Here is a 22,060-nt window from a genome sequence, read left to right as displayed (position 1 = left end):
CTTAAGTCATCCCGGGCGAACCAGGGATCAATAGATACCGCCGGTGCCCTTGCGAATTGTGCTTTTGGTTTTACCGTTTTCAAGCGAGCCGTCAAGTACTGCATATTGCCCGACACGGGGTTCGGTCCCTGGCTTGAAGGCCTCCAATATCACATCCTCATCGCCCATCGTAGCTGGCTGGCCGGTTTTGGCGTCGATCCGCACAAGGCGGATACCGGACGGCATCCGGAACGGCACACCTGGTTCGCCCTTGAGCGCGTCACGCATGAAATCCCGGAATATGGGCACAGCGACGCTTGAGCCTTCTTCAAAGCGCCCAAGCGACCGTGGGCGGTCAAAACCGGTGAACACGCCAACGGCAAGGTCAGCCGAAAACCCGACAAACCAGGCGTCTGTGGCATCGTTGGTGGTGCCTGTTTTACCGGCAAGCGGCTTACCCAGCACACGAATCTTACGCCCAGTCCCGTTCTGCACAACGCCCTCAAGCATTGAAACCATCTGGTAAGCGGTCAACGGATCAAGGATTTGCTCACGGTCATCCGGGATCTCCGGTTCGTTGGTGGTCCGCTCCCACTGAATGGTACATTCCACGCACTGGCGTTCATCATGCTTATAGATTGTACGGCCGCGACGATCCTGTATCCGGTCAATCAGCGACGGTTTGATTTGCTTGCCGCCGTTCACCAGCATGCTGTAAGCGCCCGTCAGCTCCAGAAGCGTCACTTCGGATGCGCCAAGTGATGATGCAAGCGTCGGCTCCATATTTTCGCCGATACCGAATTTGTCCGCATACTTGAGAACCGTTGGCATCCCAAGGTGTTGAGCCAGTCGGATCGTCATCAGGTTCTTGGATCTTTCCAGGCCGAACCGGAGAGTGCTGGGGCCGTAGAACTTGTTGGAACTGTTCCGCGGTTTCCATTTGCCCTGCCCGTCGCCCTGGTCAATCACGAACGGTGCATCGAGCACAAGGCTGGCCGGCGTGAAGCCTTTATCGAGGGCCGCAGCATAAACAAACGGCTTGAAGGCCGAGCCCGGCTGGCGTTCGGCCTGCACGGCGCGGTTATATTGGCTGGCGTCATAATCGAAGCCACCCACCATCGCGAGTACGCGGCCCGTATGGGGGTCCATGGCCACCAGTGCGCCTTCAATTGCCGGTATCTGGCGGAGCGCAAAAGGCGCAACATCGCCAACCGGCTGGCCGTCTTCGCGGAAGAAGCTGGTGAGCGCCACAGCGTCGCCTTTGATTTTCTCCACGGCGATTACATTGCCGACTGACAGCACCTGTGCCGGGTCCTTGACGCTAGGCCCCAGGGTTTCGCCTTCGCGCCAGGCGCGCGCCCATTTGATTTCCTCAAACGGAATAAAGCCGTAGCTGCCGTCTTTGAGGCCAATCACGGCGCCGTCGGCGCGGACTTCCTGTACCGCAGCCAGCTGCCATTCGGCATACCCAAGCGGACGGTTGATTTCCTTGAGCGCGTCGACCCAGCCATTGCTGATGACAATATTGCTGATTGGCCCGCGCCAGCCGTGACGGCGGTCATAGGCCACAAGACCATCCCGCAGTGTGCGTTCCGCAATTGCCTGCAGGCGCGGCTCCAGCGATGTGCGGACCGACAGACCGCCCTCATAAAGCTGTTTGGTGCCATACATGCGCCCGACCCGGCGGCGTACTTCTTCTTCAAAATGCGCGGCTTCAAAGCGGGCCTGATCGGTCTCGGTTGCCATCACAAGGTCTTCCCCGAGGGCCTCCTGATATTCTTCATCGGTGATGTACCCCAAGAGGTTCATCCGCGACAATACCCAGTTCCGCCTGCCAACAGCGCGTTCTTTATGGCGTATAGGATGGTAGTTGTGTGGTGCTTTCGGCAAAGCCGCCAGATAGGCCATCTGGGCGACTGTGAGCTCGTTCAGCGCCTTGTTGAAATAATTCTGTGCCGCAGCAGCAACGCCATATGACCTGTTCCCGAAGTTGATCTCGTTCAGATACAGTTCGAGGATATGGTCCTTTGAAAAGGCTCGTTCGATCCTGAGCGTCAGGATCATTTCCTTGATCTTGCGGTCCAGCTTCTGATCAAGCGTCAGCAGGAAGGTACGTGCCACCTGCTGTGTGATCGTGGAACCGCCCTGCAGCGGCCGCCCCTGGATAACATTCGCCACGTTGCGGATATTGCCGCGCACCATGCCCATGTAATCAAGGCCGTTATGCTCATAGAAGTTCTTGTCCTCTGCGGACAGGAAGGCGTGGATCAACTGGTCCGGTACGGCATTGATCGGCACAAACACCCGCGGCTTGCGGGCATATTCGGTCAGCAAGCTACCGTCGCCCGCATGAACGCGGGTAACTACGGCGGGCTCATACTGCGCCAGTTGGCGATAGTCCGGCAAATCGCGGCCATAATAGATGATAGCCCAGACAATCAGCACACCAACAGACACGGTCCCAACGGCACCCAAAATCAGGCCATACTTCAGCAGGCGCCGCCACAGCGGTTTCTTGACCTTCTGCGCCGTCTTCTGTTCGGCCTTGTCCGCCTTGTTCGTTCGATTTGTGTCAGTGTCAGCCATTGTATCTCAAACGCCTGTCAGCACAGGCAAAACGCATAAATTGTCCCATGCCATAGATGGCAACAGAATGTGTCGCAGTTAAGGCAATTAGCGGCCCAGCGCTACCATTTGTTCGAAATAGCGGTCAATCGCCCGGCGCACGGCCTTGGCGATACGGCGTTGGCCATCCCGGCTGTTCAGGAAACGGGCGTTCTGCTTGTTTGTCAGATAGCCGGCCTCCAGAAGCACTGACGGCACGTCAGGCGCCTTCAGCATGCCCAGGTTGGCAAAGCGGTGTGCCCGTCTCAGCATGGGCACATCGCGTTCCAGTTCAGACACCAGAATGGCGGCAAACTGCGCCGAGAAATTCATCGTCTCGCGCTGCGCCAGGTCAATCAGGATGGACGAAACTTCATCATCCGCCTGTTCAAGGTTCACGCCGGCGATCACGTCGGATTTGTTCTCGCGGGCCGCAAGGCGGGCCGCTTCCTTATCCGATGCGGTTTCCGAAAGATTATAGACACTGCCGCCCTTCACGTCAGGGCGGTTGATTGAATCCGCATGGATACTGATAAAGAGGTCCGCACCGTGGCGCCGTGCAATCCGGAAGCGTTCGCGCACAGGCCAGAAAATGTCACGGTCACGTGTCATGCGCACGTCATAGCGTCCGGTGCTGACAAGTTCGTCCCGCACTGCGCGGGCAATCGCCAGCACAATCACCTTTTCATGCACACCAATAACGCCAAGGTTCCCTGGGTCCGGCCCTCCATGGCCTGGATCAATCACGATAACCCGCTTACCAGTCACACTGCGGCGCGGGCTGACCACTTCGGGCGTGGCTTTGGCCACAATGACCGGGCGCGCCTTTTTACTGTCTTTCACGGCAACCAGGAACCGGTCGCGCGATGTTGTTTCAAGATCAAGCACCAGCCTGTGGCCGTATCCGCCCCTTGGCGGCAGATGGAAAGAGCTTTTGATTACAGCAGGGTCCTTGAGGTCCAGGACAATCCGGTAGATGCCAGGGGAAAACAGCCCGTGACGAAATCCATCAACCGCCCCGGATGCCTTGACACTGTCGCTCGCGCGCCAATCGGCTTCCGGCAGGTCGATGACCACCCGGTAGGGGTCTGCCAGCAGGAAGATACTGGGCTCCGCTTTTTCGGACACATCCAGCACAAAACGGGTCACATTGCCGTTCTGACCAAAACGGATGCCTGAAATATCGATATCTTTTGCAAAGAGAGCACCGCTTCCACCAAGCAGGATGCCCAGGCTCAGAAACAGTAACTGTAGGCTACGCAAAACCACACTCTTCCCCGAAAAACAGCTCAAATTACAGTGACTATGCCCACCATAGTATGAATAACGGCTTAATCGCTCAAGAGAAACAAATCCCAACGCTCACTCTCTGCTTATACAGTTTTATTGCCGAGATGGAACAATTTCGATTGTAAAGCATGCCCGCTTTCACTATTTTACCCATGCGAGTTTATCGATCGGCCGTATGTTTGCGGCAGGTCGCGGCCTTGAAGGGACGCTCTCGCGGTCTCACTCTTGATAGAGATCGCCATCGAACCCAAGGCCAAACAAGGACATGAACCGGCAATGGCCAAGCGGCTTTGCGCATCGAAAATACAAATTTCACGTCGTGCACCATTGAGTGAACGGCGGCGTTTTGCTTTGGTCGACACCTGTCCGGGGACTGCCTACTCCACTCCTAAAGTAAAATCATACCCATTGGACCCTGCCTGCGCCCCCCTTCTTAAAGAGGGCGTGCCTGCGCGGCAGCCAGTCCGGAGAACAATTATATGTCGACAAGAATGCTTATCGACGCGCGTCACCCAGAGGAGACACGCGTTACAGTTATTAAAGGTAGCCGCGTAGAGGAATTTGACTACGAATCAGCAACGAGACGTCAACTTAAAGGGAATATCTATCTTGCACGCGTAACCCGCGTGGAGCCTTCCCTGCAGGCGGCTTTTGTTGAATATGGCGGCAACCGCCATGGCTTCCTGGCTTTCAGTGAAATCCACCCAGACTATTATCAGATCCCGGTCGAAGACCGCGAGCAGATCCTGGCCGAAGAAACGCAAGCTGTTGCGGAACATGGGGACCCGGATGATCTTGACGCGTCTGGCAAAGACGGTGACGCCAACGAAGACGAAACCGAAATCCAGCATGGCGATGATGAGGAAAAAGACGCTGAGATCGAAGAAGCCGCGGCGCGCCGTCGTGGCCTGAAAGCGCTCAAGCGCAAATACAACATTCAGGAAGTGATCAAGCGCCGCCAGGTGCTCCTCGTTCAGGTTGTGAAAGAGGAGCGTGGCAACAAGGGTGCAGCCCTGACCACCTACCTGTCGCTGGCTGGCCGTTACTGCGTGTTGATGCCGAATTCGACCCACTCTGGCGGCATCAGCCGCAAGATCTCCTCTGCCACCGACCGCAAGCGTCTGAAAAAGATGATTTCGGACCTGGAAGTGCCTGAGGAAATGGGCCTGATCGTCCGCACAGCGGGTATGAAGCGGACCAAAACCGAGATCAAGCGCGACTATGAATATATGATGCGCCTGTGGAACGGTATCCGCGAGAAGACACTCGAATCAGTTGCCCCTACCCTCGTGTATGAGGAAGGCAACCTGATCAAACGTACCATCCGTGATCTCTACACCCGCGAGGTGGACGAGATTCTGGTGGAAGGCGAAGAAGGCTACCGCGCGGCCAAGGACTTCATGAAGCTCCTGATGCCAAGCCACGCCAAGAAGGTTCAGCACTATAAGGACCACATTCCGCTGTTTCACCGCTATCAGGTGGAAAACCACCTCGAGGCCATGTTCCAGCCAGTGGTGCAGCTGAAGTCCGGCGGCTATATCGTGATCAACCCGACAGAGGCGTTGATTTCCATCGACGTCAACTCCGGCCGGTCAACGCGTGAGCATAATATCGAAGAAACCGCCCTCAAGACCAACCTTGAAGCGTCAGAAGAAGTTGCCCGCCAGCTTCGCCTGCGCGACATGGCCGGCCTTGTTGTGATCGACTTCATCGATATGGAAGAGCGTAACAATAACCGCGCTGTCGAGCGTCGCATGAAAGACGTTCTGAAGGCTGATCGCGCGCGCATCCAGGTAGGCCGTATCTCAAGCTTCGGCCTGATGGAAATGTCGCGTCAGCGCCTGCGTCCGAACCTCCTTGAAGTCAGCATGGAAACATGCCCGCACTGTTCCGGTACCGGCATTGTGCGGTCTGTTGAATCGGCGTCTCTCATGGTTCTGCGCCAGCTTGAAGAAGAAGGCATCCGTGGCCGCAGCTCGCTTGTTCGCGTAACCGCAAGCCCGGAAGTATCCATCTACCTGCTGAACAAGAAGCGCAGCATGCTGACGGAACTGGAATCCCGCTATAACTTCACCATTGAAGTTACGGCGTCGCCATCCTTTGGCTCGTCCGAAACAGAAATCACCCGCGAAGCCATCACGCCAGGCGCCAAATCCGACGCCCCAGTGGAAGCTGCGGTGACCGCAGAGAGCCTTCTGGCTGCTGAGCCTGAAGTTCAGCAGGAAGCAGCTCGCCCTGCCCCAACCCACCATGACGACGAGAAGTCAGACGATGACAAGCCGCGCCGCAAGCGCCGTCGTCGCCGTCGCCGCCGCCGGGGTGAACGTGGCCAGGACGGCCAGGAAATGGACGCACAGGCGCAAAATAGTGACGGCAAGGACGAAGACGACCAGGCCGACGCAGAGCACTCAAACGACGACCAACAGGACGATAACCGCGATGGCAAACCACGCCGCCGCCGTGGCAGCCGTGGTGGCCGTCGTCGTCGGGGTCGCGATGACCGCCCAGCAGGCTCTGAGGGTGATGAAGCCCCAGTCGCTGCTGAAGGTGACGCACCTGCGCAGCCAGTTGCCGCCGAAGCCGTGACAGAAACTGCCGACGCCAAGACGGAAGAGAAGCCGAAACGCCGCACCCGTGCCCGCAAGAAAGTAGACGCTGATGCGCCTGCAGCCGATGCGGACGCCAAGCCGGACGCTGAAGCCGCGCCAGAGGCAGAAGAAAAGCCAAAGCGCCGCACCCGCGCCCGCAAGAAGGTTGACGCTGATGCGCCTGCCGCGGATGCCAAGCCGGAAGCTGAAGCCGCGCCAGAGACTGAGGAAAAGCCGAAGCGCCGCACCCGTGCCCGCAAGAAAGCAGACGCTGATGCGCCTGCCGCGGATGCCAAGCCGGAGGCCGAAGCCGCGCCAGAGACTGAGGAAAAGCCGAAGCGCCGCACCCGCGCCCGCAAGAAAGTAGACGCTGATGCGCCTGCAGCCGATGCTGACACCAAGCCGGTAGCAGAAGCTGCGCCAGAGGCGGAAGAAAAGCCGAAGCGTCGCACACGCAAGGCTGCGCCGAAGGCAGACGCAAAAGCTGAACCAAAAGCAAAAACCAAGGCTGACGCCAAAGCAGATGCTCCCGCCAAACCTGAAAAGGCGAAGCCTGCGGCGAAAGCCAAGCCTGCCCCAAAGCCTGAGGACAAGCCTGTACAGAAAATCTCTGTATCGTCCGACGGTAACGACCAGGCAGCAAGCCCAGTTCCTGCAGAGGACGACGGCGGTCCGAAACGTAAAGGTTGGTGGCAACGTACGTTCGGCTAAGCCTTGAAAGTTTAATCAAAGGCGGCGAGGTCACAGCTTCGCCGCCTTTGTTGTTTATACCACCAAGCGAATAGCCGGTAATCTCACGGCGTTGTCAGTGGATGTTCATTGACGATTAAGCCGCCACCCCATAGCGTGGGCGGAAACTTGGAGACAACTGTTGCGACGCTTCACAAAACTCTTTATCGCCCTTGCTGTTTTTCTGCTGGCTTTCCCCCTGTCGCCTGCCCGCGCGCAGTCAATCCTGAGGGACGCGGAAACAGAGGCCTTCCTCCATGAAGCGTCAGACCCCATCTTCCGGGCCGCCGGATTGACCCCCGCTTCGGTCCATATGTATTTGCTGCATGAAAATTCGATCAACGCCTTTGTCACAGGTGGACAGAATATCTTCATCCACTCCGGCCTGATTCTGGAGGCCGATGATGTGACGGAGTTTCTGGGCGTGATCGCACACGAGACATGCCACATTGCCTGTGGCCACCGGATCAGGACCGGCGAGGCTTACGCGAATGCGGGCACTACATCGATCCTGTCGATGGTGCTGGGGGCGGCTGCCATTCTGGCTGGTGGCGCGGACGCCGGCATGGGCATCATGATGGCCGGGCAATCCATGGCGCAGGGCCAGTTCCTGGCCTACAGCCGCGGTCAGGAAAGCGAAGCAGATCTGGCGGGCGCGCGCTACCTGGAGGAAGCCGGCATCTCCGGCGACGGCATGATTCGCTTCTTCGACAAGCTGCGCGATCAGGAAATCCTGGCCCAAGTGCGCCAGGACCCATATGTTCGGTCACACCCCCTCAACCGCACCCGTATCCTTCAACTGCAAGAAGCAGTTGAGAAGAATCCGCATTTCCAGGCAAAGGCTGACCCGGTTCTTGAGGAAAAATTCCAGCGCTTGAAGGCCAAACTGCTGGGCTACCTTTACCAGCCGCGCCAAACACTCAGAAAATATCCAACCAGCGACACCAGCATCGCCGCGCGCTATGCCCGCGTCTATGCCTACCACAAGTCGCTTGAGTGGGATCTGGCGCTTGCTGAAGCCCGGGCACTGGTGGAAGCGGAACCCAACAACCCATTCTTCTATGAAATCATGGGCCAGATTCTGTTTGAAAACGGTCGGGTGCGTGACAGCCTGCCCATCTTCCAAAAAGCGGTAGACCTAGCCCCCCATGAGCCATTGATTGCGACAGCCCTTGGCCAGGCCATGGTTTCCCTGGAAGACAAGGCCCTGATGGACCGCGCCATCCCGATTCTGGAGGCTGCCACCCGCGATGACCGCGGCAACAGCTTTGCCTGGTTCAATCTGGCGAAAGCCTACAGCTGGATGGGCCGCGACGCGGAAGCCAGCCTGGCAACAGCCGAACGTTTCTATTCAGGCGGCAACCCAATGATGGCTGTGATGCATGCCCAGCGGGCCATGGAAGGCTTCAAGACCGGCACGCCCGAGTGGCTGCGCGCGCAGGACATCCTGTATGTTTCAGAGGAAGCCGCAGAAAAATTCCGAAAACAACAACAGCAACAACAGCGCAGACGCCGTGTTGCCTTTGACCAATAGGACAAACCCAGTGAAGATTACCCCTACCGCGATTGCGCTGGCAGCGACCCTGCCCCTTGTTGGCACGCTTGGCGCGCAGGCCCAGGACACCGCTATTGACCCTGCCGAGCGTGCCAAGATCGAACGCGTGCTTGAAGACTATCTGATGGAAAACCCGGAGATTGTCGTTAAAGCGATCCGCGAGCTGCAACGCCGCCAACTGGTTTCCCAGATGCTGCCCGCGGTCAATCTGTATCGCGATTTTCTGGAACGGGAGGAAGGCGCACCGGTGCTGGGCAACCCGAACGGCGACGTGACCATCGTTGAATTCTTCGATTACCGCTGCGGCTACTGCCGCCGGCACTTCCCATCGGTTTTGAAGCTGGTACAGGACGACGGCAATATCCGTCTGGTGCCGCGCCAGTATCCGATCCTGGACCAGCCTGGTAAGGCGCCGGTCTCCTTCCTGGCGGCCAAAGCCGCCCTCGCTGCCCACAAACAGGGCAAATTCGAAGAGTTCCACCTTGCCGTGATGGGCGACAGCGTCCAACTGGCCGAAGACCGCATCTATACCCTAGCGGCATCGGTGGGGCTGAATGTGGACCAACTGAAGGCTGACATGCAGGACAAGCTGGTTGAAAAGAACGTGAAAAACAGCCTGGCCATCGGCCAGGACATCGGTTTTGACGGCACGCCAGGCTATATCATTGCCGACGACATTATCGTTGGCGCCGAAGGCTACAACCGGTTGGCCGAGGCTGTCTCCCGTGCCCGCGAGAATATGGCAGACAACGGCGCGGAGTAACCCGTGTTTGATCAAGACAACAAAAAAGGCCGCTAACTGCGGCCTTTTCTTTTACTGTCATGTGCCTCGCTGGCGCTAGATCAGGCCGGAAAGCGGCGAACTTGGATCGGCGTAGCGTTTCTTCGGCATCCGACCCGCCTGATAGGCCAGCCGCCCGCTTTCAACCGCCAGCTTCATGGCACGCGCCATCTTGATCGGGTCTTTGGCCTCCGCAATCGCTGTGTTCATCAAGACGCCGTCACAGCCAAGCTCCATCGCGACAGCCGCATCAGAGGCCGTACCAACGCCCGCATCCACCAGGACGGGCACATTGGCCTGCTCGATCATCAAGCGGATCTGCACTGGGTTTTGGATACCGAGGCCCGAACCGATTGGCGCGCCGAGCGGCATGATGGCCACACAGCCCATGTCTTCAAGCTTTTTGGCCGCAATGGGGTCATCAGAGCAGTAAACCATGACCTTGAAGCCCTCGCGGATCAGTTCTTCCGCCGCGATGAAAGTCTCCTGCATGTTCGGATAAAGCGTTTTCTGGTCGCCCAGCACCTCAAGCTTCACGAGGTCCCAGCCGCCGGCTTCGCGCGCGAGCCGAAGTGTCCGCAGCGCAGACTGGGCATCAAAGCAGCCTGCCGTGTTGGGAAGGTAAGTGATCTTCTTGGGGTCCAGATAGTCCACCAGCATCGGCTGGTTCGGGTCTGACACATTCACCCGGCGCACGGCAACGGTGACGATTTCGGCGCCGGAGGCTTCAACCGCCTTGGCTGTTTCTTCGAAATCCTTGTATTTGCCAGTGCCAACGATCAGGCGCGAACGGTACTGCTCGCCCGCCAGGGTCCATGTGTCTTCGTTTGGGTGCGTCACTGTTTCCAGTCCTCCGCCGATAAAATGTACAATCTCAAGCTTGTCGCCGTCTTCCAGCATGACCTCGGAAAAGGTGGACTTGGGCACAATCGCCAGATTGCGCTCGACAGCGACCTTCGTTGGGTCCAGCCCCAGCCCTTCCAGAAACGCATGAAGGCTTGCATTCCCTTCAAGCGTTTTCACTTCACCATTCACTGTAATTTGCATCTGAACTGCCAAACCTTTACGCGCAAAATGAATTTCCGCAAAAAAATACCGAAGCGGCTTTGCATGCCATGCATATGGCATTATACAGGGGGCATCAAGCGATCTGTCGAAACATTTGGATTCGATTATGAGTGAAGCGCCACAAAAAACGATCATGGTCCTCAATGGCCCCAACCTTAATCTGTTGGGAAGCCGAGAGCCCGAGACCTATGGCAGTCTGACCCTGCCCGAGATCGGCAAGATGATCAAAGAACATGCGCGGAGCCACGACCTGAATGTGGATTTCCGGCAGACCAATCACGAAGGCACGCTTGTGGACTGGATTCAGGAGGCCGGTGATGGCGCCGACGGCATTATTTTAAACGCCGCGGCATACACCCACACGTCGGTCGCAATCCGAGACGCAATTGCTGCTATCAACACACCAGTTATTGAAGTGCACTTATCCAACGTTTTCGCGCGGGAGGAATTCCGCCACCACTCATTCGTATCCGATCAGGCTGCGGGGGTGATTTGCGGTTTTGGCGCGACCGGATATGTGCTTGCGATTGACGCGTTTGCGAGTATGCTGCGCGTCAATTAATGACCAGGGGTTAAAGGCTACTTACATGTCAAAGATTAAAGAATATAAAGAGCTTGTGCGCGAGCTCGCCGAGCTTCTAGACAAATCCACTCTGTCTGAGATCGAAGTGGAAGAAGAAAATCTGCGCATCCGCGTTGCACGCGAAGTGCCTTCCAGCATCAATTACGCTGCGCCTCAAATGGCTGCGCCGGCACCAGCCGCGGCACCTGCTGCCGCACCGGCTCCTGCTGCTGCTCCCGCACCCGCTGCACCTGCTGCCGCTGACCCGGCTGATCATCCGGGCGCCGTACCGTCGCCAATGGTTGGTACCGCCTATACGTCACCAAGCCCAGGCGCAGACCCCTTCATCCAGGTTGGCTCTACCGTGAAGGAAGGTGATACCATCCTGATCATCGAAGCCATGAAGGTGATGAACCAGATCAAAGCGCCGAAATCCGGCACTGTGAAAGAAATTCTGGTTGCCGACTCCCAGCCGGTTGAGTTCGGTGAAACCCTTTGCATCATCGAGTAGGGACACCTTTTGATGATTAAAAAAGTCCTCATTGCAAACCGGGGCGAGATTGCGCTCAGGATTCACCGTGCCTGTCACGAAATGGGCATCAAGACGGTGGCTGTGCACTCCACAGCTGACGCCGACGCGATGCATGTGCGGCTGGCGGACGAATCCGTTTGTATCGGCCCGCCCTCATCCACAGACAGCTACCTGAACATCCCGGCGATCATTTCGGCCGCCGAGATCACAGGCGCTGACGGCATCCACCCGGGCTATGGCTTCCTTTCAGAGAATGCGCATTTCTCCGAAATCGTGGCCGAGCACGGCATTGCCTTCATCGGCCCATCGGCAGAACACATCCGTATGATGGGTGACAAGATCACCGCCAAGGAAACCGTGAAGAAACTGGGCATCCCGGTTGTTCCCGGCTCCGAAGGCGGCATCACCGACGATGTTGAAGCCAAGCGGGTATGTGAAGAAATCGGCTATCCCGTGATCATCAAGGCTTCTGCCGGAGGTGGTGGCCGCGGCATGCAGATTGTGCGTTCGGCTGATGAGCTGTCGACCAAGCTGAAGACCTGCCGCACCGAAGCCAAAGCGGCGTTCGGCGATGACGCGGTCTATATCGAGAAGTTCCTCTTGAAGCCACGGCACATTGAATTCCAGTTGATCGGCGATAGCTTCGGCAACTGTATTCACCTTGGCGAGCGCGACTGCAGCCTGCAGCGCCGGCACCAGAAGGTGCTTGAAGAAGCGCCTTCGCCTGTCATCGACAGCGAAACGCGTGAGCGCATGGGCGGCATCGTTGCCAAAGCGATGGCCGAGTTCGGTTACTGCGGTGCCGGCACCATCGAGTTCCTCTATGAAGACGGTGAGTTCTATTTCATTGAAATGAACACCCGGGTTCAGGTGGAACACCCCGTGACCGAAATGATCACCGGGATCGACATCGTGCGCGAGCAGATCCGCGTGGCGTCAGGCGAGAAGCTTTCTTACACGCAGGATATGGTGCGGTTCTTCGGCCATGCCATCGAATGCCGCATCAATGCCGAGCATCCCTTCACCTTCATGCCAAGCCCGGGCGTGGTGACACAGTATCACCCACCAGGTGGCTTGAACGTGCGCTGCGACAGCGCTGTTTACGCGGGCTATAAAATCCCGCCTTATTATGACAGCATGGTCGCCAAGCTGATTGTGTCCGGCTACACCCGTGAAGGCTGCCTACTCAGGCTTCGCCGGTCGCTCGAGGAATATGTCATCGACGGCGTAACGACGACCATTCCGCTCCATCAGGCGCTGATGGACGACCCGGAATTCCAGAAAGGGGATTATGATATCCACTGGCTGGAAAAATTCCTTGAAAAGCACAACGCAAAATAAAGTATATTAGGGGTTATGCCGCACGACAGTATAACCCCTAATCTTTTGCTGCAGGCCTACGCCGCCGGCGTCTTTCCCATGGCCGACAGCCGGGAAGATGATGAGCTGTTCTGGGTTGACCCGGATGAACGCGGTATCATTCCCTTGGACAAGTTCCACTTACCGAAATCGCTGGCCAAGGTTGTACGCCAGGACCGTTTCACGGTAACTGTGGACGAAGCCTTCCAACAGGTCGTGCAGGCCTGTGCGCGCCCTGCCCGTGGCCGCAACACCACCTGGATCAGCGAACGGATCGAGCATCTCTATACCGATCTTCACGAGCGCGGCTTTGCCCACTCAGTAGAATGTTGGCTTGAGGGGGAGCTGGTCGGCGGGCTGTATGGTGTGTCGCTGGCCGGTGCCTTCTTCGGCGAAAGCATGTTCCATACCGCAACCGGCGCCAGCAAGGTTGCGCTGGCGCACCTGGTGGCCCGGTTGAAGGCCGGGCGATTTATCCTGCTGGATACCCAGTTCGTAACGGATCATCTGAAGCAGTTCGGAGCGTGTGAGCTACCGCGCGAGGAATACCAGGCAATGCTCAAGGCCGCGCTGATGATCCACTCGGCCAATTTCTACGGCTTGGGTGCATCCTCCGACGGCTCGACCGTCTTGCAGTTGATCACCCAGACATCATAAACCGAATGCTCAAGCGGGTTGAGCGCCGGGCTTGATGCCACCATCCAGCCTTCGAAAACACGCTCGCGGTCCTCATTTCTTTTGAGGTCATCGATTTCCAGATAGGCAAATGTCTCAGGCGGCTCGATTGGCGGCCTCGTACGGCAATAGAGAGCCTTCAGGGCCAGGGTGCCAAAGCGCGCCTCGTCACCAACCGGCAGTTCAATTTCGGTGATGCGGGCCGTGATTTTATCAAGCGCGCGCAGCACCACAACATTATGGGCGACATTCTCTGTACGCTTGGCATCGTCTTCAAGGCCGGCGGTTTTTTGCGCCGCCGCCTCTGTCGGTTGTGATGCGTTTTGGAGTGTGTCCTGGGCCGCTGCGGTCTGGCCGCTCAGGCAAATCAGGGATGCCAGCGCGATATGCAGCAGCCCTGCTTTCATCAATTGCTGTCGCCTGTTGCGAACTTGCCAAACAGACTGATCAGGTCAACCGCATCCTGGGTTTCTGAAATCTCATCGCCGTCAGCCAGCGTTTCCAGCATACCGCCCGGTAGCAACCGCAGGTATTTACCGCCCAAAAGGCCTTCCTGGCTCACTGCTGCTGCCGTGTCTGTCGGAAGTTCAATGCCCCGCTCTACAGAAAACTGCACCACGGCCTGAAATGTCTCTTTATCCAGCGTATTGGACACCACGGAACCCACCTTGACACCCGCCAGACGGACGTCCGACCCAACGCCGATACCGTCAATCTGGTCGAACTTGGCCACCAGCGTATAGCCGCCAGACATTGCACCGTCCGTGCGCTCGTAAGCAAACATAAGGAACCAGCCCGCGATCAGCAGAACCAGCGCACCGATGAGAGATTCAACAAGATTGCTCGACATAAATTTCTTTCGCTGGCTTGAGATGCCCTGCCCTTATGGGCGCCAGGCCTCATAGTCTGCCGTGGTGGATGCGCGCTGTGCCGCGTTCACGGCGCCAGCTGGCACATAGGCGCCGGCTGTACCGGTCATGTTTTCCTGATGTTCTTTTTCCCATGGCTTGCTCTGGATCGGCTGCTCGGACGGCAGCTCATCAACAGTATAGTGCAGCCAGCCATGCCAGTCTGCTGGCACACGGGACGCCTCAACCGGGCCGTTCTTGTAGATAACCCAGCGGCGATGGCCGTTCTTTTCCTGATAGTAAACGTTGCCCTGATTGTCTTCGCCCACTTTCACCCCCTTGCGGCTGGTGAACAGACGCGTACCGAAGGTGGCGGAATTCCACCAAGTGAAGATTGGTGACGAAAACAGTTTAGAAATCAGACCAGTCATTACTTTTTTCCATCAATTGCGGGAACATTCGCGCCCGTTTAGCACGTTTGGCCCCCAAGGAAAAGCCGCAACAACACCCATATTTCGCAATTGTGACATTTCTGGGTCCAGTTCACGCGGCGCCATCCGATTCGGCCATCACAGCCTCCCACGAGAAGCATGAAGGAAATGTTACAGGGCGGTTGAAAAAAAATTTAACGAAGCGAAAAACACACCCATGTTTGGAAAGACTCATGGTGCAACAATGAGTCGTCTCCCACCCTTCACAGAAAGGGCCAATGTCAACCGACTTAAAGTGAAAAATAGGGCTTGTCCCCCTCGCCGTTTCACACATAGGATTGGGCCCACTCAAGGGAGCAGCCACTAGATATAGTGGTGGAGTAAGAATTAGGGGCTGGACGGCGCGCGCCTGGGCAGGGGCTGGTTTGCAGGCGCTAGAGCAATGAGATTCCAGTAAAACATGAGCGATAACCGAACGGGGGAACCGCATGCGTATTGAACGCCGTTTTACCAAAGATATGCCATGTCCATATGCTGGACAGGAGTGGCGTACTGCAATCAGTGAAATCAGGAACCCGGACGGTTCGATCGTTTTCCATATGGATAATGTGGAAGTACCCACAAACTGGAGTCAGGTCGCGACCGACATCATCGCGCAGAAATATTTCCGCAAGGCGGGCGTACCCCAGGCCCTGAAACCTGTCGAAGAAGAAAGTGTGCCCAGCTGGCTGTGGCGCAAGGAAGCCGACAAGGACGCGCTTGAAAGCATGCCAGAAGACAAGCGTTATGGCAGTGAAGCCAGCGCCAAGCAGGTTTTCGACCGTCTCGCCGGTACCTGGACATACTGGGGCTGGAAAGGCGGCTATTTCGATAGCGAAGCCGACGCCAAAACCTTCTTTGACGAAATGCGCTTCATGCTGTCGAACCAGATGGCGGCACCAAACAGCCCGCAGTGGTTCAACACGGGTCTCCATTGGGCGTATGGTATCGACGGTCCGGCACAAGGCCACCACTATGTAGACTTCGAGACCGGTAAACTTGTGAAGTCTAAAAGTTCTTATGAGCATCCACAGCCACATGCCTGCTTCATCCAGGGCGTATCTGACGATCTGGTGAACGATGGCGGTATCATGGATCTCTGGACCCGCGAAGCCCGCCTCTTCAAATATGGCTCGGGCACCGGCTCCAACTTCTCGAATATTCGTGGAGAGGGCGAAGCTCTCTCTGGTGGCGGAAAGTCCTCCGGCTTGATGAGCTTCCTCAAAATCGGCGACCGTGCCGCTGGGGCAATCAAGTCAGGAGGCACCACCCGCCGCGCCGCCAAGATGGTGGTGGTGGACATCGACCACCCTGACATTGACGACTTCATCAACTGGAAAGTTGTTGAAGAACAAAAGGTTGCAGCGCTTGTTTCAGGTTCGAAGCTGAATGAAATTCACCTGAACCGCATCATGAAAGCGTGTCATGACGCCAAGCCGGACATGGGTGACAAGGCGTTTGAGCCGAAGGAAAACAAGCTTCTCAAGAAGGAAATCATCGCCGCCCGTAAGGTGATGATCCCTGAAAACTATGTGCAGCGCGTGATCCAGTTTGCCAAGCAAGGCTACTCGTCGATCGACTTCAAAACCTACAATACCGACTGGGATTCGGACGCCTATCTGACCGTTTCCGGCCAGAACTCCAACAACTCCATCCGTGTCACCGACGATTTCATGAAAGCCGTGAACGACGGCGCGGAATGGAACTTGGTGAGCCGCACGGACGGCAGCATTGCCCGTAAGCTGAACGCCAAGGACCTGTGGCGCGACGTGGGCCACGCGGCCTGGGCGTGCGCTGACCCCGGCATCCAGTTCCACACCACAATCAATGACTGGCACACCTGCCCGGCAAGCGGCGACATCCGCGCGTCGAACCCATGCTCCGAATATATGTTCCTCGATGACACGGCCTGTAACCTGGCGTCGCTGAACCTGATGACATTCCGGGCCAAGGATGGCAGCTTCAAGGTTGAGAACTTCAAGCATGCGTGCCGCTTGTGGACCATGGTGCTTGAGATTTCCGTCCTGATGGCGCAGTTCCCATCGAAGGAAATCGCCAAGCTCTCCTACGAGTTCCGTACGCTGGGCCTTGGCTTTGCCAACATCGGCGGCCTTCTGATGAGCCTCGGCATGTCCTACGATAGTGACGAAGGCCGTGCGCTTTGTGGTGCCATCACTGCCCTGATGACCGGCGAGTCTTACGCGACATCCGCGGAAATGGCTTCTGAGCTGGGCGCGTTCCCAAGCTACAAGAAAAACGCCGACCACATGCTGCGGGTCATCCGCAACCACCGGCGTGCTGCATTCGGCCAGGATGACGGCTACGAGAAGCTGCACACCAAGCCTGTGCCGCTGGATATCGAAAGCCTGACTGACCCAGCAATCGGTGTCGCTGCCGGTGAAGCCTGGGACCGCGCGCTGGAGATCGGTGAAGAACACGGTTTCCGGAACGCACAGGCAACCGTGATTGCACCTACCGGCACCATTGGCCTGGTGATGGACTGTGACACCACGGGCATTGAACCTGACTTCGCGCTGGTGAAGTTCAAGAAGCTCGCGGGTGGCGGTTACTTCAAGATCATTAACCGCATCGTGCCGCAAGCCCTTGAAGTACTTGGCTATGACGGGGAAGAAATAAACGACATCATCCTCTATGCCGTGGGGAACAGCACGCTGAAGGACGCGCCTGGTGTGAACCATGAAACGCTGAAGGAGCGTGGCTTCACAACGCGTGAGATTGATGCGGTCGAAGCCCAACTGAAGAACGCGTTCGACATCAAGTTCGTATTCAACCAATGGACGCTGGGCACGGATTTCTGCAAGGAAACGCTGGGCCTGACCGACGAGCAGCTGAACGACTATAATTTCGACCTTCTGGCCGCCATCGGCTATGACCGCGAAGAAATTTCAGCCGCCAACCTCTTCTGCTGCGGCGCCATGACGCTGGAAGGCGCGCCGCACCTGAAGGAAGTGCACTATAATGTGTTCGATTGCGCCAACCCATGCGGCAAGATCGGCAAGCGTTCGCTTTCCTGGAAAAGCCACATCCACATGATGGCGGCGGCTCAGCCGTTCATCTCAGGCGCTATCAGTAAAACCATCAACATGCCGAACTCGGCCGACGTTGACGACTGTATGGCGGCTTATGAGCTCAGCTGGTCGCTTGCGCTCAAGGCCAACGCACTGTACCGCGACGGCTCCAAGCTCAGCCAGCCGCTGAATGCCGCCCTTCTGGACCCAGAGGATCTTGAAGAAGACCTCGAGGAAATGAATGTGGCAGAGCGCGCCGAAGTGATCACTGAGCGGATCGTTGAACGCATCGTTGAAGTGGAACGCGAAGCCGCAACCAAGCGCAAGCGTCTGCCGGAGCGCCGCAAGGGCTACACCCAGAAAGCCATCGTTGGCGGGCACAAAGTCTATCTTCGTACCGGCGAATATGATGACGGCAGCGTAGGCGAGATCTTCATCGACATGCACAAGGAAGGCGCTGCGTTCCGGAGCCTGATGAACAACTTCGCCATCGCCATCTCCATCGGTCTCCAGTATGGCGTGCCGCTCGAGGAATTCGTTGACGCCTTCACCTTCACGCGCTTCGAGCCATTCGGCCGCGTGGAAGGCAACGACACGATCAAGATGGCAACTTCGCTTCTGGATTATATCTTCCGCGAGCTGGCGATCTCCTACCTTGGCCGGGATGATCTGGCACACGTCCAGCCTGCCGACCTCGCGCCCGACACAACGGGGCGCGGCGACAGCGGCGACGGCCTGCCTGCCATGAACGAAGAGGTTACCGAAGCCCTGGAGCGCGTCCAGAAATTCGCGTCCTCCGGCTATGTTCGCGGCAGCAACCTGGTTGTCCTGAAGTCGAAAGATACCAAGGACACCAAAGAGTTAGAGACTGTTGCTGTAGCCACCGGCACGACCGGCACTGCCGCGGTCTCCGTTGGGTCGGCCATGGCGAATGGCGCCACCGAAGCAACCGTTGATGCCCGGGTTGCGGCCCGGATGAAGGGATATGAAGGCGATGCCTGTGGCGAATGCGGCAACTTTACGCTCGTTCGCAACGGCACGTGCCTGAAGTGCGACACTTGCGGCGGCACAAGCGGCTGCAGCTAAGCATTTGAAGAATTACCCCACCCACTAACCCGTCCCAGTGGGTGGATATCTCGGGGAAGGTCCTGCCTTCCCCAATTTTTTTGCCTGTACCAAACCAACAGACGCCTGCCCCGGCGGCTTTCACGAAATTGCCTATAATTTTCAACTTGTTGTTTCCACGGCGCAGACACGCGCCTATAGTATCGCCTACAGCACTTGAACCTTTACCAAATCTTTACTGGCGGGGTGTTCAAGTGTCGGGGTGCGCGGGGGTGAGGCTCTGCCATTTCTTGTGTTGTATTATTTATCGTGGAGCTAACGGTGGCCGACACGCTAGGAAGCAAGGTTTCTCCGATTGCCAACTCATCTGGCGATGGTTCCCAGTCGACTCGCATTGTCAATACGAGCGCCGTTGCCGAACGCCTGCCAGTTGGCATTCTCGTGTGTGGTGTAACCACCGGCAATGTCATTGAAGCCTTGTTTATCAATGGGTTCGCCCGCGATGTGTTCGACCTGAAAGAAGGCGCGCAGATGCCCTGCACGCTCGACAGTGTCTGGAGCGCCAGCGACAACCATGTGCTCGCAGGCCAAATCCTGGAAGTATACCGCTCGGGCCGCAGCGCCAGCTTTGAATGGTCCATCCGCGCCGGCGCGATGGAGCGCTTCCTGTCGTCCCACCTGCTGCCGCTTGAGGATCACGAAGGCCGTGTCTATCAAGTGATCTGCACCATTGAGGACCAGACGGCCGAGAAGCTTGCCGAACGCAACCTGTTGCACCACGCCTTTCACGATGCCCTCACGGGCCAACCCAACCGGGTGCTGTTCCGCAACAAACTTGAAGAGGCCGTGGCAGAGTGCCAGCGGTCCGGCCAGACCACCGGCTGCGCCGTCCTGATCATCAATATCGACCGGTTCCAGCAGATCAACGAAAGCTTCGGCCATTCATCAGGCGACCGCTTCCTGATCTCCATGGCGTCCACACTTCGCCGCTGCATCCGCAGTTCAGACACGCTCGCGCGCCTCTCAGGCGACGAATTTGCGATTCTCGTCTCCCGCTTCAGCGACATTGAAGAGGTTGAGATGATCTCCCGCCGTATTCATGACGCCATGGCGCTTCCGTATGACCTGGATGGCAATGAAGTTTTCACCAGTGTGTCTGTGGGCGTGGCAACCACGATTTCCAGCTCTACCCACCCGGAAGACCTGATCCGCGATGCCGATTTCGCCATGCACCGCGCGAAATCCGCCGGCAAAGCCCGGACAGAGATTTATCGCAGCGATTCGCATCAACGCGCCCGGTCGCAGTTCCACCTGGAAACCGAACTCAGGCGTGCTGTCGAACGCGGCGAGCTTGAGCTTAACTATCAGCCCATCATTGACCTGAAGACAGACACACTGCACGGCTTTGAGGCCCTCACCCGCTGGGTCCACAAGGATCGCGGCGTGGTGTCTCCCATTGAGTTTATCCCACTGGCGGAAGAAACCGGTGTGATTGTCAATCTTGGTCGCTGGGCGGTTGACTCGGCCTGTGCCGCGGTTAAATCCTGGCTCGATGAGATGGGGCCGGAGAAAACAGTCCCGGTGAATGTGAATGTCTCAGGCGTTCAGTTCGCGCGCGACGATATCGCCGGCATGGTGGAAAAGGCGCTGAAGGAATATGACCTCCCGGGCCATCTGATCCGCATCGAGCTGACAGAAAGCGCCATTATGGCCAACCCGACCCGGATTTCCGAAACTTTGTCCCGAATCCGTAAGCTAGGTGTCAAAGTGGCCCTCGATGATTTCGGCACTGGCTACAGCTCGCTTAACTATCTTCACCAGTTCCCCATAGATATCATCAAGATCGACCGCAGCTTCATCAACCAGCTTGAAAAGGACAATGCGCCTTTCAAAATTCTGGAAATGATCGGCATGTTGGCCACAAACCTGGGCCACGAAGTGGTGGCGGAGGGGCTAGAGGATCTGGAGCATATCGACATGCTGCGGAATTTGGATTTCAGCTTCGGACAGGGGTATTTCTGGTCGAAGCCTGTGAATACCGCCTCAGCAACAGAGATGGTGCGCGGCAAGCTGCCTTGGGCTTGACCTGGCCTGCCCCCTTGAAGGCCGTCCCGAGCCGCCCCACATATGGTGTAAAGACGGCCCCGTCTATAGATAGGGCCGGTGATAGCGGCCAATGACAGGGAATGATATGAGCGAGGACACCACGAACACGACGGAACCAGCCAAGAAAGCGGCCCCGAAGACTGCTGCAAAGAAAACAGCTGCGAAGAAACCGGCAGCCAAGGCCAGCACGGCTAAAAAGGCGCCCGCAAAGAAAGCGACAACCACCCGCAAGCCGGTCAAGAAGGCAGCAGCCTCCAAGACAACGGCTAAGAAAGCGCCCAGCAAAAAGCCAGCAAGCAAAAGCGCTGCAGCGAAGGCAGTGAAGCCCGACCCCAAAGTATCCAGTGTGGCAGATGAGCAGGAGCGGACGTTCGAAGCGGCTGATCAGCCGGAAAGCACCGAAAGTGCAGCCCGCGCAGGCGGCAGTGACGACGATTACTCTTCCGAATCCTCTTCCGGGAACGGCTTTGACGCGGAGCAGTTCAAGCAAGCCATGAAGGAAAAGGATTGGTCCACGCACCTCACGCGCCTCGCGTTCGTGGTGCTGTTCAGCATTTTTGGCTATTTCTCCCTGATTGCACTCATTGTCCTCGCGGTCATTCAACTGGTCCTGACCGTCTTGAACGACAGGCCCAATGAAACGATCAAAAGTGCCATGACCATTCTGGGCCGCTATATCAGCGATGTCATGGATTACCTGAGTTTCCAGACGGACGAACGCCCCTTCCCGCTTGGCAAGGATATGCCGTCCGACGACTAACGCATTGACTGGCACATTGCCTGAAATGAAGAAAGGCGCCACTCGGCGCCTTTTTGTTTT

The 22,060-nt window shown here is 57.2% G+C and carries 16 protein-coding genes; 10 read left to right on the top strand and 6 right to left on the bottom strand.

Annotated elements, in window-relative coordinates:
- Positions 1-27 precede the first annotated feature (27 nt).
- Both B3Z17_RS18225 and B3Z17_RS18220 read right to left on the bottom strand, forming a co-directional pair.
- Positions 28-2,565: a penicillin-binding protein 1A gene (locus B3Z17_RS18225; protein ID WP_286831192.1), complete on the bottom strand. Its 2,538-nt coding sequence runs from the start codon at positions 2,563-2,565 to the stop codon at positions 28-30.
- Between the two features lie 87 nt (positions 2,566-2,652).
- The gene (locus tag B3Z17_RS18220; protein WP_286831190.1) at positions 2,653-3,852 is read right to left on the bottom strand and encodes an N-acetylmuramoyl-L-alanine amidase; all 1,200 of its coding nucleotides are present in this window, start codon (positions 3,850-3,852) and stop codon (positions 2,653-2,655) included.
- Between the two features lie 500 nt (positions 3,853-4,352).
- On the opposite strand from B3Z17_RS18220, the gene B3Z17_RS18215 reads away from it, so the two are divergent.
- From B3Z17_RS18215 to B3Z17_RS18205, 3 genes are all read left to right on the top strand, one after another.
- Positions 4,353-7,172, top strand: coding sequence for an Rne/Rng family ribonuclease (locus tag B3Z17_RS18215; RefSeq protein ID WP_286831187.1), 2,820 nt, complete (start codon positions 4,353-4,355; stop codon positions 7,170-7,172).
- 160 nt (positions 7,173-7,332) lie between these two features.
- A complete protein-coding gene (locus tag B3Z17_RS18210; RefSeq protein WP_068306532.1) occupies positions 7,333-8,724 on the top strand; it encodes a M48 family metalloprotease in 1,392 nt (463 codons plus the stop codon).
- 10 nt (positions 8,725-8,734) lie between these two features.
- Positions 8,735-9,508, top strand: a complete 774-nt coding sequence (locus tag B3Z17_RS18205) for a DsbA family protein (RefSeq protein ID WP_286831185.1) — start codon at positions 8,735-8,737, stop codon at positions 9,506-9,508.
- Between the two features lie 75 nt (positions 9,509-9,583).
- On the opposite strand, the gene thiS is transcribed toward B3Z17_RS18205, so the two are convergent.
- Complete coding sequence (gene thiS, locus B3Z17_RS18200) at positions 9,584-10,573, bottom strand: sulfur carrier protein ThiS (protein ID WP_286831183.1); 990 nt, start codon at positions 10,571-10,573, stop codon at positions 9,584-9,586.
- A 127-nt stretch (positions 10,574-10,700) separates the two neighbouring features.
- On the opposite strand from thiS, the gene aroQ reads away from it, so the two are divergent.
- From aroQ to aat, 4 genes are read left to right on the top strand one after another with little or no spacing between them, the layout of a single operon-like run.
- Entirely contained in the window at positions 10,701-11,156 is a 456-nt protein-coding gene (gene aroQ, locus B3Z17_RS18195; RefSeq protein ID WP_286831182.1) for a type II 3-dehydroquinate dehydratase, read from the top strand.
- A gap of 25 nt (positions 11,157-11,181) precedes the next feature.
- Positions 11,182-11,667, top strand: coding sequence for an acetyl-CoA carboxylase biotin carboxyl carrier protein (accB, locus tag B3Z17_RS18190; RefSeq protein WP_068306538.1), 486 nt, complete (start codon positions 11,182-11,184; stop codon positions 11,665-11,667).
- Between the two features lie 9 nt (positions 11,668-11,676).
- Positions 11,677-13,029: an acetyl-CoA carboxylase biotin carboxylase subunit gene (gene accC / locus B3Z17_RS18185; protein WP_068306540.1), complete on the top strand. Its 1,353-nt coding sequence runs from the start codon at positions 11,677-11,679 to the stop codon at positions 13,027-13,029.
- Between the two features lie 15 nt (positions 13,030-13,044).
- The gene (gene aat, locus B3Z17_RS18180) at positions 13,045-13,704 is read left to right on the top strand and encodes a leucyl/phenylalanyl-tRNA--protein transferase (RefSeq protein ID WP_286831180.1); all 660 of its coding nucleotides are present in this window, start codon (positions 13,045-13,047) and stop codon (positions 13,702-13,704) included.
- Here the strand turns inward: aat and B3Z17_RS18175 are convergent.
- Genes B3Z17_RS18175 through B3Z17_RS18165 form a run of 3 tightly spaced genes read right to left on the bottom strand, consistent with a single transcriptional unit; the run spans position 13,641 to position 15,001 of the window.
- The gene (locus B3Z17_RS18175; RefSeq protein WP_286831178.1) at positions 13,641-14,129 is read right to left on the bottom strand and encodes a DUF2155 domain-containing protein; all 489 of its coding nucleotides are present in this window, start codon (positions 14,127-14,129) and stop codon (positions 13,641-13,643) included. The two genes, aat and B3Z17_RS18175, sit on opposite strands and share 64 nt — an antisense overlap.
- Positions 14,129-14,572, bottom strand: coding sequence for an outer membrane lipid asymmetry maintenance protein MlaD (gene mlaD, locus B3Z17_RS18170; RefSeq protein ID WP_068306544.1), 444 nt, complete (start codon positions 14,570-14,572; stop codon positions 14,129-14,131). The genes B3Z17_RS18175 and mlaD overlap by 1 nt, the downstream gene beginning before the upstream one ends.
- A gap of 33 nt (positions 14,573-14,605) precedes the next feature.
- Positions 14,606-15,001, bottom strand: a complete 396-nt coding sequence (locus B3Z17_RS18165; protein WP_068306546.1) for an NADH:ubiquinone oxidoreductase subunit NDUFA12 — start codon at positions 14,999-15,001, stop codon at positions 14,606-14,608.
- Between the two features lie 488 nt (positions 15,002-15,489).
- Between B3Z17_RS18165 and B3Z17_RS18160 the strand changes: the two genes are divergently transcribed.
- The 3 genes from B3Z17_RS18160 to B3Z17_RS18150 all read left to right on the top strand — a co-directional run bounded on the left by B3Z17_RS18160 (position 15,490) and on the right by B3Z17_RS18150 (position 22,000).
- Positions 15,490-19,155: a vitamin B12-dependent ribonucleotide reductase gene (locus B3Z17_RS18160; protein ID WP_286831176.1), complete on the top strand. Its 3,666-nt coding sequence runs from the start codon at positions 15,490-15,492 to the stop codon at positions 19,153-19,155.
- Positions 19,156-19,455: 300 nt separating this feature from the next.
- Positions 19,456-21,219 (top strand): putative bifunctional diguanylate cyclase/phosphodiesterase, encoded by a 1,764-nt coding sequence (locus tag B3Z17_RS18155; protein WP_286831174.1) that lies wholly within the window; start codon positions 19,456-19,458, stop codon positions 21,217-21,219.
- A gap of 106 nt (positions 21,220-21,325) precedes the next feature.
- Positions 21,326-22,000: a DUF4389 domain-containing protein gene (locus B3Z17_RS18150; RefSeq protein ID WP_286831172.1), complete on the top strand. Its 675-nt coding sequence runs from the start codon at positions 21,326-21,328 to the stop codon at positions 21,998-22,000.
- Positions 22,001-22,060 lie beyond the last annotated feature (60 nt).

The organism is Kordiimonas sp. UBA4487, assembly GCF_002389025.1.
In the GTDB taxonomy this organism is placed as follows: domain Bacteria; phylum Pseudomonadota; class Alphaproteobacteria; order Sphingomonadales; family Kordiimonadaceae; genus Kordiimonas; species Kordiimonas lacus.
The sequence above is the reverse complement of the archived record's forward strand: the minus strand, read 5'-3'. Positions and strand labels throughout refer to the sequence as shown.